Here is a 14,753-nt window from a genome sequence, read left to right on the forward strand (position 1 = left end):
GATGTAGTTGATTTAACGAAAAAGGATTGTCGACAGAGCATTGGTTAACATTTTTTCCATTTCCCCCTTATTCTCCCCAGTACCCGGTTTTCGCCATCCGATATACCCGTCTGGCCGCACGAGAACAGCCCCTGTGGAAGTTATACCGTATGCATCAAGAAAATCGTTCCCAGGATTGTTGAAATCAGCATTATGCCCATCAACCTGATAAATATCTATCGGGAAACGTAGCGTATCTTTAACATGTTTAGCAGCCTCCACCCAGTTTTTTCTGTCTGATCCAACAAGTAACACAAATCGAGAACCAAACAGATCGATGGAGGAAAGCCGCTGACCGTTACGTTCCAAAACGACGTGCGCAGCGCGGCTTCCTGGCTGACCCGTCCACGACTCTGGCTGTTGTACAAGGGGGAGGTTCTGCCCGTCTCCATCCGGTATGAATGCGCCGTCTGGATAGCGATAACCCATATTGACATGTAGGGTGTTTACCGTAATTCCATCCGTTCCTTCATGTTCGCGCTGCTGGGAGAGCATGACGACCTGTTCCACGGTGTAATCCGCTATAGGCCGGCGCTCCATGTCGTAAGTGGCAAGCAAGTCCTCGCCAGCTTCACCGCGCAACACGGCAGCCAGCTTCCAAGCGAGGTTGTGTGCCTCGGCAATGCCGGTATTGCCTCCCAAGCCGCCGCTGGGAGGTTGAACTCGTGCGGCATCACCAACGATAAATATACGGTCTTGCTGGAAGCGATCAGCTACGCGAGCAGCCATTTCCCAGGTTAATACCTTCTTGAACTTGACTGGAATGTCAGGGATTCCGATAGCTGCCCTTACTAATGCAATACATCGCTCTTCCGGGTAATCGTCAATCGTTTCTTCCTCCGGATCATAGATCACATCCAATCGGTATACATGAGGCCGTCTGTTTGTGCCGGGATACAAGACAAGGCTTCCGCTTGCGTCTTCATTAGCGAAGAAACACATATGTGCATTCTGGTTCTTGAAGAGATCATGGATGTCCGCCTCGAAAATGACGCTGATCAGATGAAAAAGTGTCCCCTCTCCATGCTGCCCGATTCCTAAAGCTGCACGGATACCACTTTTGCCTCCGTCGGCTCCAACCATATACTCGGATCGAATTTGGCGTGTTTTGCCGTTGGTGCGATCCCGAATGGTCGCCGAGATACCATGCTCATCTGCTTCGAATCCGATCATTTCCGTGTTGTATCGAAGATCGGCACCTGCTTGTTCAGCCTTCATCCGAAGCACAGGCTCAAGTAAATCTTGTGCAATGCCGTTTCCTTCAACAGGACTGGCATCCGTAAAATATGCGCTCATATCTTCCATCAGATTCTCGAATACTTCCCCGGCCAGACTCTCGACAAACATGATACCGAATTCCCGTGGAAAAGGTGGTTCTTCATGGCGTATCTCCTCTTCAACTCCGGCAGAGCGAAAGATTTCCATCGTGCGGGCAGTCAAGCTTGAGACGCGCGGATGGATGGCCGTGCCCGGATGGCGTTCGACGACTATTGACTTTATCCCTTGTTTAGCCAGAAACAGGGAAAGGGATAGACCTACGAGACTCCCCCCCACAATAAGCACAGGTACCGTTTCGTCAATCGTTGTGGAATTTAACGGATTCATTATGACCATGTCCTTTCGTTATTCAATTTCTTTTTCATCTAATCGGTTATCGATTGACTCATTTCTCTTGCGCAGCTCCTCCATGCTCCATGTCAGCCTTCGGGCTTCAATATCAACAATGACGGATTGGATCCATCCGATTTCAGCTTCAAGCACAGCTTGTTGATACTCGCTTTCCAACAAAAACAGCCTCGGCAGTCTTAGCGTAGCTCCTTTCTGAAACTGATCTTTGAGCCGAGCAAGTGTGTTCTCTAGCGCTTTGACCCGTTGTTTGAACAGGAGAGCCACATCTTCGGGCGTGAGCAGCGCCAGAAAAGAAACAGCAGCGGGAAATTCCAAAAACTCCTGTGCCGGTGTAGAAATCATTTCACGAATCCAAGTATAGGCAGCTTCATGGCCCAGATCCGTAATTTCATAAACAACCAAGTCCGGTCTCCCTTCGTTCTTTTTCTTACCGTGAATGGCAATGGCCTTGTCTCGATGTAACCGTTCAATCGTTTGGTAAATACTTGCTCGATGGCGAACGTTAATGACCTCGTCCTTCTCCCTTTCTTTAATTAACTGTTGCATACGATACGGATGCATAGGCTCCTCAATAAGGAAACAAAGGATGGCTAAAGCGACAGGTGATTTTTTGATATTGGTTATCATAGTCATAATATAACTAGTAATAATATAACGTGTCAACAGAAGAATCGTTAAAAAAAGGCGCCCAATAAGTTGATCGATTGTAAAACCATGAAAATCATAGTATATCCCGTGCTACATTTTCGGACCTCTTGGGACTTAGGCCCGGGAGCCAACAAAAAACAGGTAAATCCCTTACGCCAACATATCGCGTTACTGGTATGGTGCAGGGAAAGTGAAATTTTATCTCGACGGCTACCAAGAATGCGGGACTGGTGCGGAGGTTTTCTTCAGTGGTGCTCGGAGCTTCGTGAGATACGCTAACGATAACCCGGTACATGAACAAACCTACTCCACTCCCTTTATGGGTTTCCCACACTTCCAAGTAACAGACAATACGAGACCGCATATTTACAATGGAGCTACTTGTCCGATGCGCGGCTTCTATCGTTGGCATATTCTTGACTCCATATTGTTTGAAGAGGATTACGTGTGTCACCGTACAGTTCGCGCATGCTCCGCGTCGACGATTAACTAAGCGGCCAAACCGGCGTGAATCACGCTATCAGAATTTGGTCACATTGACTTATTCGCATGATCAAGTTCCCGGATTCGATGATCGACTGAACGGAGCCAGCAAGGCTTTGCTGAATAGCGGCAAATTTAACGACGGTGATTACAGGGAAAATGACAGAAGCTTTGCGGATACGATCCTTTAGTTAATTGGTCCAAAACAAACAGCTGCCGCAAGCGTTGTTAATTTCATCTCAAGGGCACCCAGAGTTAATCTCAGTTTCTTCATAATTTGGGATCACTAATTGGCCGCCCTTAAAAACAACAATTGCTGGCCCTTTAATCCACTTTTCAAAACAATTCCAGTGAACTTGTAAGATTTCGACTAAACACTGATATAAACACGATTGCAGCTACATTAGTCAGGATATATTCTTTTCCCTTCACGTACCATTTACTTTTTCATTTTGTGCAGTGTTTATTATGTTGATTTCTACTGTAACGACTATAGGAACGAGTTCAGAGAAACAAACCTCTCTCCCTATGTAAAAAGAAAAATCGTTGGTTCCACTATAATTCGTGCCAATTTGTGAACCTCTACATAGGCATCTATATAGGATAAAAAACCAATCATTTGAGAGGGGTATGAATAGTGTACCGCAACTCGTATTTCAATTATCAGTACTACAATCCTATGCACTACAATAATTGGAGTTATATTCAATGTCTGCATTATTACAATCGTGACAATCACCAATGGAGTCCTCATTTTAGAACCGTTAAATTAGGAGATTATGAGCGAAGACCATTTGTTGTGAACATCGACCAAGCCGCTAAGCAAAACAATACTTACCGCACAACTCTATGGACCGGGGAACAATTACAAGTTACTCTTATGAGTATTAATGCTGGAGATGATATCGGTTTAGAAGTACATCCGACAACGGATCAATTCATACGTGTTGAAGAAGGAGAGGGACTTGTCCAAATTAGCAAAGATAAATTAGATTTTCAAAAAATAGCATATGATGACTATGCCATTATGATACCCGCGGGAAAATGGCACAATGTTATCAATATGGGTAATATACCGCTTAAAATTTATGTTATTTATGCCCCACCTGAGCATCCATATGGTACAGTTCATGAAACAAAATCAATTGCCATGTCAGCGGAAGAAAACCACCAATTCTAATTAATTGAGTGAGAGGATATTATTAGAATGAAATTGTGTTTTAACTATTGATATGTTAGTCGTCAAAAACAGCGGGGAACTAAGACAATGTTGTAAATAAGCCTTAATTCCCCGCTGCTTTAATTTTAATGGAGCTGTCTAAGCACACTTACAATAATAAATCATGTACTGATAGGTCAAAGGTCACTTTTGCGACGGGCAACCACTTCCTTCTCGTGCTTTTAACCTCAGACTACATCAACGGGATCGAAACCAATTCCAATATAAAAGGAAGATCGTTAACATTTGCAAGCCATTTCGTAAGTGAAGCATCCATATCCGATTCCGTTGTGGACTACATTGCTAGACGTCTTCCCTTAAGAGTTGAGTGTTACGCTGAACGTGAACAGACAGAAGCATAAGCGCCTTGACGAATGTAAACTTCCATGATAGCTGTGTGGCGGATGCTAAAACTAAACAACGAATAAAAGTTTCAGTTCATAATCAGTATTGCCTACAGGCAATCACGCCGCTCCGCGGCACCTTGACCTCGTACACAGCGATAGTAATAGAATGGATGTGAATTTCCATATCGCAGCCCTCATAAAAAAAGTAATAGCTGACCCTTGAAATCGAAAAAGCGAAAGCCATGAACGAGAAAATAATGTCCAGACTTTCGCTTTTTCATTGAACGTTAATGTTATCCGTTAAATTATACCCATAAAAAGTATTAAGCAATGGTGTACATGAGTATGCCTCCCTCCTTTAAACAGATTCTTTATCTCTTCAGCGCAATTATTCGTCGTACCCTAGAATCATTTGGTCCAGCGGCGTGCCGGCAAGCACCATTGGGTACACATTCTCGTTGGTCGGGATGACGAACTCGACGAGCACAGGTCCTGTCGTCTGCAGCGCTTCTAACCAGACCTTGGAGGCTTCGTCCTTGTTCGTTGCCCTTAATCCCTTGATCCCGTATGCTTCCGCTAGCTTGACGAAGTCCGGACTGCCGGACAGATCAATCTGGCTGTAGCGTCGTTCGTACATCAATTCCTGCTGCTGCTTAACCATGCCGAGCACCTGGTTGTTCAAGACCACGATCTTGACCGGAATCTGATGAATCGCGCAGATCGCCATCTCCTGCGCGCACATCTGCATGCCCCCGTCGCCGTTGATCGAGACGACGAGACGATCTGGATTTCCGACTTTAGCGCCGATCGCGGCCGGGAAGCCAAAGCCCATCGTGCCAAGACCGCCCGACGTGATGAGCGAGCGAGGATGCTTGAAGCGGTAAAACTGCGCGGTCCACATTTGGTGCTGGCCTACATCGGTGGTGATGATCGCCTCTCCTTGCGTCGTCTCGCTAATCATCTCGAGCACATATTGCGGCTTAATGACTGTATCCGAATCGGTATACCGAAGCGGATGCTGCACCTTATACTCTTGAAGCTGCTCAAGCCAGGTGCCCGTCTGGGCTGCTTGCGCTTTCGTGTTCGCATAAGCCAGCACGTTTTTAATATCGCCGATGCATGCGAGATCTGTCTTGACGTTCTTGCCGATTTCCGCAGGATCGATATCGATATGGGCGATACGTTTGGCCAGAGGCGCAAACCCGTCCAGCTTCATCGTGACCCGGTCATCGAAACGCGAGCCGATCGAAATAATGAGATCCGCATTCTGCACCGCCATGTTCGCCGCATATACGCCATGATGTCCGAGCATGCCCAGCCACATCTCGTCATCGCTTGGAAACCCGCCGAGGCCGAGCAGAGTGGTCGCGACCGGAATCCGCGTAGTGTGGACGAATTTGATCAGCTCCTGGGAGGAGTTCGCATAGACAACGCCGCCGCCTGCGATAATAACCGGCTTGCGCGCTTCCGCAATCGCCTGAAGCAGCGCATCTATTTCCGCCGGATTCGGTTCCGGGGCTCCATGGTATCCGCGCAACCGAACCGTGTCCGCTGGACGATATGCCATCCGCTGGTTGGTCACGTCTTTTGGAATATCGATCAAGACAGGACCTTTCCGGCCCGTGTTCGCGATGTAGAACGCTTCATGAATGATGCGAGGAAGGTCGTGTACATCGCGAACCATGTAGCTGTGCTTCGTAATCGGCATCGTGATGCTAATGATGTCCGCTTCCTGAAAAGCATCCGTGCCCATGACATTCGTAGATACGTTCCCCGTTATGATCACCAGCGGTACCGAATCCATATAGGCGGTTGCAATCCCGGTCACCAGATTTGTTGCACCTGGACCGGATGTCGCGATGCATACCCCAACCTTCCCCGTTGACCTGGCGTAGCCGTCCGCCGCGTGGATCGCGCCTTGTTCGTGTCGGGTCAAGATATGCTTGAAATCTGGCTGATGTACCATCGCGTCATAGATATAGAGCACATTTCCTCCAGGATAACCGAATACGCACTCTACGCCTTCCTGCAGCAAGCCGCGCAAAAGCACCTCCGAACCGGTGATATATTCCTCTGATGGCGTCGTTGTTTCATTCGTCATTCCTAATTGCTGTTCCACTTGGGCAGCCTCCTTTGCAAAATACTCCCCCTCTCCTCCTGAGCAAACTGACAGCGGTCAGCTCATACAGGGACGAAAGGGGATTTTTTCGCGGTACCACCCAAGTTCGCTGCACCCTCGCGAATGCAGCCTCATGAGGTAAGGCCGATGCCTTACCTGCGGCGCGTTAACGAGCACCATTTCGGTTAAGCCTACTTGCGGGACAGAAAAAGACCAGCCGCGCTTTCGGTTAACAGCTCCGAGACGACACCATACAAAGGGTTAAGGCAAAGGTTTCAGCGTTTCCTCTGCTCTCTGGGCATAACCGCCCTTGCCGGCTTTCTCTTCATCGCCTGTTGGTATTAAACAAATAACCCCTTCCATCCCAAGGCTCATAGAAATGCTAGAAGCCTTGGGACGAAAGGGGAATCGCGGTACCACCCAGGTTTACTGCAACCTCGCAATTGCAGTCTCATGAGGTAAAGCCGATGCTTTACCTGCAGCATGTTAACGGATGCCAGGCCGGTTGATCCTACTTGCGGGCGTGTAATCACGCCTTCCGCGTTCGGTCAACAGCTCCGAGACGACACTATACATGCGTTACGACGGAGGTTTCAGCAAACCCTCCGCTCTCTGGACATAAACGCTATTGCATAGCCTTCTCTTCTTCGCTATGTTTGGATTTTTCTGATAATAGCACAGACTCGACTTTTTTTCAAACCGAATGATTTATCTCACCTCAAAGTGAGGCAACAGCAACTAGATCAAGTTATCCTGCCCATAAGCAGAGCGAGGTCGCCGATCGATCCACTGTAACCTCGTCGTGTTGTATTTATTGAGTTCTTGTCCCCGTTAAGTTTAACCTCTTCATGCTTCAGATGAGTATTCACGGTTTCGAAAAATATAAAATTGCCGGCAACACCACATGATCAACAATCTCTTCCAATTTCTGATGCGACACCCATCCATTTTCAAGCAAAAACGTATAACGAATTTGCTCAAAAAGAATGAGTTTGGTCGCTTTAGGTGGGAGCTTTGTGATTTCTCCCCGCTGTACGGCCTGTTGAAGAACGTAATCCATAATCTTAATATTGGAAGCCGTTGCTTCGGCCAACATCTGGCTTGTCCGTTCTCGCTCCTGCTGGTTAATCATCTCGGAAAACAGCATTTTAAATAATCTAAACGGTCCTTGGTCGGACTCCAAAATAAAATGCTGACCAACAGATACTAAATAATCACGGAGACTGCCTTCGTCAAAATCCAAATTCTTGAATTTCTCTTCCGATTGTTGCATCCGTTGTTGGACAGCTGCAAACACTAAATCAAACGGAGTATCCCAATAACGATAAACCACCGAACGACTGGTATTCGCCTCACGAGCAATACGCGCAAAATTAATCGCGCTGTACCCTTCCGTCTCCAGCAGACGATACGTTGCTGCATAAATATCGTTTTGTAATTGGTCGCCGCGGCGGCGGCTTTTATTTGATTCCGTCATCACTCTTTCTCTCCTTGTACGTTCATTATACAGCAAACTGTATCTTAAATAAATAAGATTCACTTATGTATCTAATTGACTTTTTAAGATACACTGATGTATCCTAATTATAAAATAAGATACAGTTATGTATTTAAAGGAGAGGTAATCATGAAAGTTATTGTTTTAGGAGCATCGCACGGGGGTACTGAAGCGGTTGAAGCGTTACGATTGATGTGTAAGAATGCGAACGTTCAATGGTATGACAAAGGAGACTTCTCCTCCATTTCGGCCAAGGATCTTGAATCCATTCAACAACAAGGAGTATCCATCTTCGGCAACACTGAAATAACTAAAGTAGAACCTGGCAAACATCAAGTGGAAATATTCAATCATGCGACAGGGGAGACGCGAAAGGAGGATTATGACAAGTTAATTATAAGTCCTGGTGCAAAGCCATTTATTCTTCCTGTCCCTGGACATCATTTAAAAAACATCGGTACGATGAGCAGTCGACAAGACATATTCAATATGAGAAAACACGCTGCAGATCCAGATATCAAGAACGTTGTTATTGTTGGCGCAGGATACATCGGGACTGGTGCAGCTTCATTATTTGCCGAATCAGGGAAAAAGGTTACGTTAATGGACATCAACGATCGTCCTTTAAGCTCCTATTTAGATCAAGAATTTACGGATGTACTTGAAAAAGAAATGAAAGATCGCGATGTCGATTTGGCACTGGGCAACTCGATCATCGAATTTGTCGGTGATGAAAATGATAAAGTCATCAAGGTTGTAACTAAAAAAGGGACCTATTCAGCTGACCTGGCCATCTTGTCTGCCGGCAATCGTCCCAACACGGAATGGTTGCGAGGCGCAGTGGAATTATTGCCGGATGGCAGAATTAAAACAGATGAATACATGCGTACAAGTGATCCCGATGTTTTCGCCATTGGGGATGCAACAACGGTTTGGTACAATCCCGGTAAAATGCGGATGAATGTTTCATTAGGAACCAACGCGCGTCGTCAAGCACATTATGCAGTAAAAAACTTATACGAAGCCATTCACCCGCTTCCTGGCGTACAAGGCTCTTCAGGTGCGCATATTTTCGATTATTACTTCGCTACAGCTGGTTTGAATGATAAAACGGCAAAAAAGCTTGGAATTGAAATAAAATCCGTCTACTTGGAACAAGGGACAGCCCTGTTTTCTCCGGAGACGACCGTTATGTTCAAACTGGTTTACGATCCAACAACTTTAGAGATTTTAGGGGGACAAATCATGTCTAAAGTTGATTTGACTGCTAATATCAATACGGTCTCCCTTGCGATTCAAACCGGATGCACATTAGAACAATTGGCCTATGCCGACTTCTTCTTTCAGCCAGAATTAAACACACCATGGAATGTAATAAATACGGCAGGATTAAAAGCATTACTACAAGAGAATTAATGTAACCGACTTTCATTTCGCATCCACGTGGATGTAGAAAGGGAGAGATTTTGGCCCGCCCCCATTTCCTCGCTTACGACCGCATCGAAAAACCCCGTCTCGGTTGCACCCGGGCACAGTGCGAGCACTCGAACGCCTCGCCCGCGCGTTTCCGCCCATAACACCTCAGAGAAGGACAATACAAATGCTTTTGTAGCCCCGTGAACGGTAGAATAAGCACAAGGCATAAACACGGCTATCGAAGCCACGTTAACGATGACTCCGTTCTCTCGCCTCAGCATATCGGGCAGCAACGAATGCGTAAGATCGACTAGCGCAGCCGTGTTCAGCATAATCTCTTCTTGCTCGCGCTCCGTGTCTATTTCCTCGAAACGGCCATATGTGCCCACGCCTGCGTTGTTGATGAGGATATATCGACCGAAAAGCCCAGTTCGGATATATGTTCGGCCAGTTGACGCGGGGCATTCGCTTTGATACTTGTTCAAGAAAAAGACCTCCTATTTAGCACTTCTCTGACATAAATTATCTTCATAGTACTCTCGTTATGGTTCTCTTTTGTAGAAACGGCATTCAACAGAGACTATAATAATCATGTATAGAGTGCTTTTGGTCTATTTGGTTAATAGCGATATGTATCTTCCATATGAGTAAATAGAGGTGACCCACTTGAAAATGAATCGTTCCTCATCCGCATTGGGTGACTTCCTTAAATCGCGCAGAGAACGGTTGCAGCCTTCAGAGGCCGGGATTCAGCCGCTGCCCGGACGAAGACGCACTCCGGGACTTCGAAGAGAAGAAGTCTCTTATCTTGCCAATATAAGCGTGACTTACTATGCCTGGCTGGAGCAAGGCAAGGAGGTTAATCCTTCGCCGGAAGTGCTGCTAAGTATCAGCAAAGCGCTTCAGCTTGACGAAGACGAGCAGAAGCATCTATTCGATCTGGCCAATGTAGATGTGGCGAGCGTCGTCACAGTGCCAAATAACGGTGGGCCGGACACGGGAGTTCTGCAGAAAATCGTAAATCAACTGCATTATCCTTCTTTTATCACAGACGAAGGTACGGATGTTATCACCTGGAATCGGGCGGCTGAACTCATCGTAGCCGATTTCGGCAGTCTGCCGGACAACGAACGGAATATGATGGACATTATGTTTTTAAAGCCGGATTACCGCAGCAGACTGGTGAATTGGGAAGGCGCTGCCCGTTACTCTGTAGCCGTTCTGCGGGCAGGCTTCGATCTTTACAAGAACAACCCGTTATATATGGAACGGTTTGAACGCTTGATGCGGGAAAGCGTGGAGTTCGTACATTTCTGGGAACTATATGAAATCAAACAAAAACGCGTAGCCACCGCTTTATTCCGTGTTCCTGACGCACAGGAGATGGAGTTCGAGCTCCATTCCGCGGCTGTAATCGATAATGACCCGGGACTGCACTGGTGTTTCTTTGTTCCGGTGCCCGGTTCAGGCACGGAGGAGAGATTATTGCGTTTACTTGAGCAGGACAGGCAGCTACCGTAGACTGTTACTCCCGTTAATAGAATAGACGTACTGTGGCTAGCACCCTCCAGTTGCTTGTATGATTCAGTGGAAGACAACGATTGGAGGGTATTTAGCATGCAAACATGGTTCATTACAGGAGCGTCAGGAGGCTTGGCTTCACGTATAACTCGCCGGTTGCTTGATAGGGGGGACCGTGTAGCTGCAACGGTACGCAAGCCGGGGGTGCTGGATGATCTGCAGGCACAGTATGGCTCTGGGCTTTGGCAGGCTAATTTAGATCTGACAAACTCTCGGCAAATTGCTGAAGTGGTGGAACGTGCATTTTTAGAACTGGGCACGATTGATGTGTTTGTCAATAATGCAGCCTATGGCTTGTATGGCGCAGTGGAAGAAGCAAGCGACAGGCAAATTGAGCATCAGTTTATGACCAATGTGCTTGGCTCCCTGCGTGCAGCGCGTGCAGTCCTGCCCTTTTTCCGTAAGCAGGGCGGCGGTCACATGGTACAGATTTCGAGTATGGCGGGTCATTATTCTATTCCGGGTATGGGACTGTATTGCTCTTCGAAATGGGCGGTCGAAGGCGCCTTTGAAGCGCTAGCTAAGGAAGTGGCTCCGTTCAATATTAAGACCACTATGGTGGAGCCCGGCGGAATCCGAACGAATTTCATTACAAGCAACGCCGTATTCGGCGAGCGGATGGACGAATACCGGGATACGGAGGCGGGCCATTTCGTTAGCCTGATGAAGGGAGAACTGCCTGGTATAGATATGAGCATGTTCAATCAAATGGTTGTCGGCGATCCGGATAAAATGGCGCAGCAGATTATCCGCCGAGTCGACCAGGGAGAGGGTCCGATACGTATGGCGTTGGGCAGTGACGCCTATGAGCAAATCCGGGCAGCCCTGCTGGACAGACTCGCCGCTCTGGAAGCACAGAAAGAGCTGGCTTACTCCACTGATTCAGATGATGTGGTAAAACCATTTTAAAGGACACCAAAGAATTCGACATCCACGGAAACTGATATGCTCCTCTGAAGTAGCCGGTTTATTTATTTAACCGGCTACTCAGAGGAGCATATTTATTACTTGCCGTTATTTGCGATACAGTTCTCCGTTTCACCAAGACATCCGCTCGTCTTGATTCATGCCGAATAAGACTTCTGATTGCCTTCCTATACTAAACTCTTGAAGAAGATTCGAGCTGCTCTGAATGCTGGCTCTGATAATCGATAAGCAGTTGCTGCATCTTATCCACCGTGCCATCTGGATGAGGAACATGAATGGAAACGGTCAAATTAGAATCGTTCAAGTAATGAAATGAAACCAGATCAAAATTCAAGATCCCGAGATTCGGACAATGCAGCGTCTTAGGAGCATCCATAGCATCGAGAACCTCGTGGGAATCCCAAAATGCTCGAAACTCCCTGCTAGCCTGTGAAAGCGCCTCGAACTGCTCGGACCACCAAGGATCGTCGACGTGACGAGCATACCCGGCATGAAAATTAGCAACGATTCGCCTGGCATGCAGTTCCCATTGGTCTCCCTTTAGATAGCGGAAACGGGGAGAAGTAAAGGTCATCCATACCAAATTACGCTCCCTTTCCGACATAACCGCGAGATTCCCATTTATTGCGCAGTAGGCATCATTCCAGGCAATGATGTTCATGCGCGCATCCATGACATTCGCAGGGGAAAGGTTCTGGCTATCCAAAAAACGTTGAAGCTCCGGCGTTACCTTAGAGGGTTGCTTCGTACCGGTCAAGGGAAATTGTTTACGGGCAAGATGGTACAGATGCCTGCGTTCCGACTCATCTAACCGAAGCACCTTCGCTATTCGATCAAGGACCTCAGCGGATACGTTGATATGACGCCCTTGTTCCAAATAGGTGTACCAATCCAATCCCACGTCTGCCAGCAGAGCTACCTCGCTGCGGCGAAGTCCGGGTGTTCGTCTGCGTCCGGAATCCGGCACCCCTGCTTGCTCTGGGGTTATTCGTTCACGGCGTGAACGCAAAAAACGGGACAATTCCTCATAACGGTCCAATCTGTTGGCCATGTTCTCCATACCTCCTACCTATTATGAACGTAGGATTCCCAATCCTACGATAACTAGATCTCTTCCTAGGCTCTTCGAGTCCATTTAGACTAGTTTATGTCCTCCTTAGGAGGAATAGCAAGAATGGATAGACAGTGATGATCGGCCCCACCTGCTCAACTCCATTCAGACCCTATCATTGAGGTGATGAAAATGAAAATAGCCGCCATAGTCGGAAGCATTCGCAAAGATTCATACAACCAGAAGTTAGCCCGTTATATTCAAAACCGTTATCAGCATCTTTTTCAATTGGATGTGCTGAGCATTCGGGGTCTCCCCTTTTACGATCAGGATATCGAGTCTATTCCGCCGCAGCCGGTTATCGATTTTAAGGCGCAAGTCGCTGCTGCCGACGCGGTGTTGTGGATCACTCCGGAATATAATTCGACCATTCCCGGCGTCATGGCGAACGCGATCGACTGGTTATCCCGCGTGGATCGAGTCATGATCGGGAAGCCCTCATGGATCGCCGGATCTTCCATGGGATTGTTGGGATCGGTCAAAGCGCAGGGCCATCTGCGTGACATTCTGTTCGCATCCGGTATTTCCTCGCCGCTGTTGCCTGGAAATGAAGTGTACATTGGTCTTGTTCATGAGAAGTTTAACGAGAAGGGTGAGCTGACTGATGAACCTACCATTCAGTACCTTGATCTTGTAACCGACAATTTCGTGAAATGGATGAAGGAGCTCTCCCAATTGAAGCAGCTCCAAAGTCAAAAATAAACGGAAACCTTGGAGGGAGTAAGATGTTTGAGCATATCGTGCTATTGAAATTCAAGCCCGATGTTTCTATTGAAGTAAAAGAAAGTGCAATAAAGCGCGCACATGACTTTAAAGGGAACATTCCGGGGATCGTGGAACTTAGCGCAGGGATTAACGTTACAGAGGAAATAGAGCATATGCAGGGGTTTACGCTGGGAATCAGAGTCACTTTCGAGAATCAACAGGCTTGCCGGGAGTATATTCAGCACCCCCTGCATCAAGGATTATTGCAATCCATTGGCCCGTTTGTTGAAGGAATCGTCGTTATGGATTACCCGTTTGCTTAATGTTCCCGACACTTGTCATGCTGAAGCATGGCATCACCGGGAGCACCACAGGTATCCAGGACATCATCCGCCACCTCGAAAAGTCGCATACCGCTCGAATGTCGGGAACGCTCTTCCGATTTACCTCCAATATTTGATTTGTTGTAACCGCCACAGTTGTAACTTCGCTGATTACAACTCGTGTATAAAAAAGCCCGCATCGAGCTTTAATTATTGGGGCCTACCTTCTTTCAGCTTTATGTCAATAAAATCAACGATCTGCTGAAGCGAGGAAATTTGAATCATAATATGTTCACGTTGACTTCTTAATTGATCCACCAGTTCAGGATAATTAACGGAATCGGAGTCGACTGAGGCAGCCAAAAATGGCCGCATAGCCTCGAGCGACATTCCCGTTTTTTTGAGGCAGGTTATTTGCTTGATCCTATAAATGTCCTCTCTTCGATAAAAGCGATGCCTGTTTTCCTTCCGTTCTGCCTGAGGCAGCAGCATGATCTTTTCGTAATAGCGGATTGTATCCTCGGAAATACCGGTTTGCTCTGCGACTTGCTTGATCGTAAAAGTTTGTTCTTCCATTATGTCTCCTCCCGAAATTGCCGTTTTGAGCATTATACATCTTGGAGCAGACTCCAAGTCAATCCTATTTCCATCACTTATCCTTGGGCGATTTTTTTATTTTCGCGCCTTGACTTGGATTCGACTCCAACT

13 protein-coding genes and 1 pseudogene are annotated in these 14,753 nt (G+C 47.1%); 7 read left to right on the top strand and 7 right to left on the bottom strand.

From position 1 onward, the window contains the following. Positions 1-12: 12 nt before the first annotated feature. Positions 13-1,644 carry an FAD-dependent monooxygenase gene (locus tag RB298_RS26680; protein ID WP_176502523.1) on the bottom strand — a complete coding sequence of 544 codons (1,632 nt, stop codon included), beginning with the start codon at positions 1,642-1,644 and terminating at the stop codon, positions 13-15. Positions 1,645-1,662: 18 nt separating this feature from the next. Next, a complete protein-coding gene (locus tag RB298_RS26685) occupies positions 1,663-2,301 on the bottom strand; it encodes a PadR family transcriptional regulator (protein ID WP_096776692.1) in 639 nt (212 codons plus the stop codon). Positions 2,302-2,476: 175 nt separating this feature from the next. Between RB298_RS26685 and RB298_RS26690 the strand changes: the two genes are divergently transcribed. Next, a complete protein-coding gene (locus tag RB298_RS26690) occupies positions 2,477-2,809 on the top strand; it encodes a DUF2961 domain-containing protein (RefSeq protein ID WP_255250662.1) in 333 nt (110 codons plus the stop codon). A 669-nt stretch (positions 2,810-3,478) separates the two neighbouring features. Beyond that, positions 3,479-3,979 carry a cupin domain-containing protein gene (locus tag RB298_RS26695; protein WP_096776693.1) on the top strand — a complete coding sequence of 167 codons (501 nt, stop codon included), beginning with the start codon at positions 3,479-3,481 and terminating at the stop codon, positions 3,977-3,979. A gap of 774 nt (positions 3,980-4,753) precedes the next feature. Here RB298_RS26695 and ilvB read toward each other — a convergent pair. After that, positions 4,754-6,466, bottom strand: a complete 1,713-nt coding sequence (gene ilvB / locus RB298_RS26700) for a biosynthetic-type acetolactate synthase large subunit (RefSeq protein WP_096776694.1) — start codon at positions 6,464-6,466, stop codon at positions 4,754-4,756. Positions 6,467-7,349: 883 nt separating this feature from the next. After that, positions 7,350-7,961, bottom strand: coding sequence for a TetR/AcrR family transcriptional regulator (locus tag RB298_RS26705; protein ID WP_096776282.1), 612 nt, complete (start codon positions 7,959-7,961; stop codon positions 7,350-7,352). Between the two features lie 150 nt (positions 7,962-8,111). Between RB298_RS26705 and RB298_RS26710 the strand changes: the two genes are divergently transcribed. Continuing rightward, positions 8,112-9,398 carry an FAD-dependent oxidoreductase gene (locus tag RB298_RS26710; protein WP_375121693.1) on the top strand — a complete coding sequence of 429 codons (1,287 nt, stop codon included), beginning with the start codon at positions 8,112-8,114 and terminating at the stop codon, positions 9,396-9,398. Here RB298_RS26710 and RB298_RS26715 read toward each other — a convergent pair. Continuing rightward, the gene (locus RB298_RS26715; protein ID WP_375121694.1) at positions 9,395-9,883 is read right to left on the bottom strand and encodes an SDR family NAD(P)-dependent oxidoreductase; all 489 of its coding nucleotides are present in this window, start codon (positions 9,881-9,883) and stop codon (positions 9,395-9,397) included. The two genes, RB298_RS26710 and RB298_RS26715, sit on opposite strands and share 4 nt — an antisense overlap. Before the next feature lie 187 nt (positions 9,884-10,070). Between RB298_RS26715 and RB298_RS26720 the strand changes: the two genes are divergently transcribed. Both RB298_RS26720 and RB298_RS26725 read left to right on the top strand, forming a co-directional pair. Next, the gene (locus RB298_RS26720) at positions 10,071-10,919 is read left to right on the top strand and encodes a helix-turn-helix domain-containing protein (RefSeq protein WP_486049624.1); all 849 of its coding nucleotides are present in this window, start codon (positions 10,071-10,073) and stop codon (positions 10,917-10,919) included. Positions 10,920-11,015: 96 nt separating this feature from the next. Next, positions 11,016-11,888, top strand: coding sequence for an SDR family oxidoreductase (locus tag RB298_RS26725; RefSeq protein ID WP_096776285.1), 873 nt, complete (start codon positions 11,016-11,018; stop codon positions 11,886-11,888). 190 nt (positions 11,889-12,078) lie between these two features. Here RB298_RS26725 and RB298_RS26730 read toward each other — a convergent pair whose 3' ends face one another. Then, positions 12,079-12,957 (bottom strand): helix-turn-helix transcriptional regulator, encoded by an 879-nt coding sequence (locus tag RB298_RS26730; RefSeq protein ID WP_486049381.1) that lies wholly within the window; start codon positions 12,955-12,957, stop codon positions 12,079-12,081. Between the two features lie 192 nt (positions 12,958-13,149). On the opposite strand from RB298_RS26730, the gene RB298_RS26735 reads away from it, so the two are divergent. Both RB298_RS26735 and RB298_RS26740 read left to right on the top strand, forming a co-directional pair. Beyond that, complete coding sequence (locus RB298_RS26735) at positions 13,150-13,719, top strand: NADPH-dependent FMN reductase (RefSeq protein ID WP_486049383.1); 570 nt, start codon at positions 13,150-13,152, stop codon at positions 13,717-13,719. Between the two features lie 23 nt (positions 13,720-13,742). After that, entirely contained in the window at positions 13,743-14,045 is a 303-nt protein-coding gene (locus tag RB298_RS26740) for a Dabb family protein (RefSeq protein ID WP_375121697.1), read from the top strand. 219 nt (positions 14,046-14,264) lie between these two features. Here RB298_RS26740 and RB298_RS26745 read toward each other — a convergent pair. Beyond that, positions 14,265-14,624: pseudogene (locus RB298_RS26745) on the bottom strand (MerR family transcriptional regulator); the annotation flags it as partial. Positions 14,625-14,753: the final 129 nt, after the last annotated feature.

The organism is Priestia sp. BR_2, from assembly GCF_041954005.1.
Lineage (GTDB): Bacteria > Bacillota > Bacilli > Paenibacillales > Paenibacillaceae > Paenibacillus_AQ > Paenibacillus_AQ lautus_A.

What these genes read in the sequence shown, in the direction of transcription:
- RB298_RS26685 (WP_096776692.1), bottom strand. Translation starts at nt 2,301, where the DNA reads ATGACTATGATAACCAATATCAAAAAATCACCTGTCGCTTTAGCCATC.
- RB298_RS26705 (WP_096776282.1), bottom strand. Translation starts at nt 7,961, where the DNA reads ATGACGGAATCAAATAAAAGCCGCCGCCGCGGCGACCAATTACAAAAC.
- RB298_RS26730 (WP_486049381.1), bottom strand. Translation starts at nt 12,957, where the DNA reads ATGGCCAACAGATTGGACCGTTATGAGGAATTGTCCCGTTTTTTGCGT.
- RB298_RS26725 (WP_096776285.1), top strand. Translation starts at nt 11,016, where the DNA reads ATGCAAACATGGTTCATTACAGGAGCGTCAGGAGGCTTGGCTTCACGT.
- RB298_RS26720 (WP_486049624.1), top strand. Translation starts at nt 10,071, where the DNA reads ATGAATCGTTCCTCATCCGCATTGGGTGACTTCCTTAAATCGCGCAGA.
- RB298_RS26740 (WP_375121697.1), top strand. Translation starts at nt 13,743, where the DNA reads ATGTTTGAGCATATCGTGCTATTGAAATTCAAGCCCGATGTTTCTATT.
- ilvB (WP_096776694.1), bottom strand. Translation starts at nt 6,466, where the DNA reads ATGACGAATGAAACAACGACGCCATCAGAGGAATATATCACCGGTTCG.
- RB298_RS26680 (WP_176502523.1), bottom strand. Translation starts at nt 1,644, where the DNA reads ATGAATCCGTTAAATTCCACAACGATTGACGAAACGGTACCTGTGCTT.
- RB298_RS26710 (WP_375121693.1), top strand. Translation starts at nt 8,112, where the DNA reads ATGAAAGTTATTGTTTTAGGAGCATCGCACGGGGGTACTGAAGCGGTT.
- RB298_RS26695 (WP_096776693.1), top strand. Translation starts at nt 3,479, where the DNA reads ATGCACTACAATAATTGGAGTTATATTCAATGTCTGCATTATTACAAT.
- RB298_RS26735 (WP_486049383.1), top strand. Translation starts at nt 13,150, where the DNA reads ATGAAAATAGCCGCCATAGTCGGAAGCATTCGCAAAGATTCATACAAC.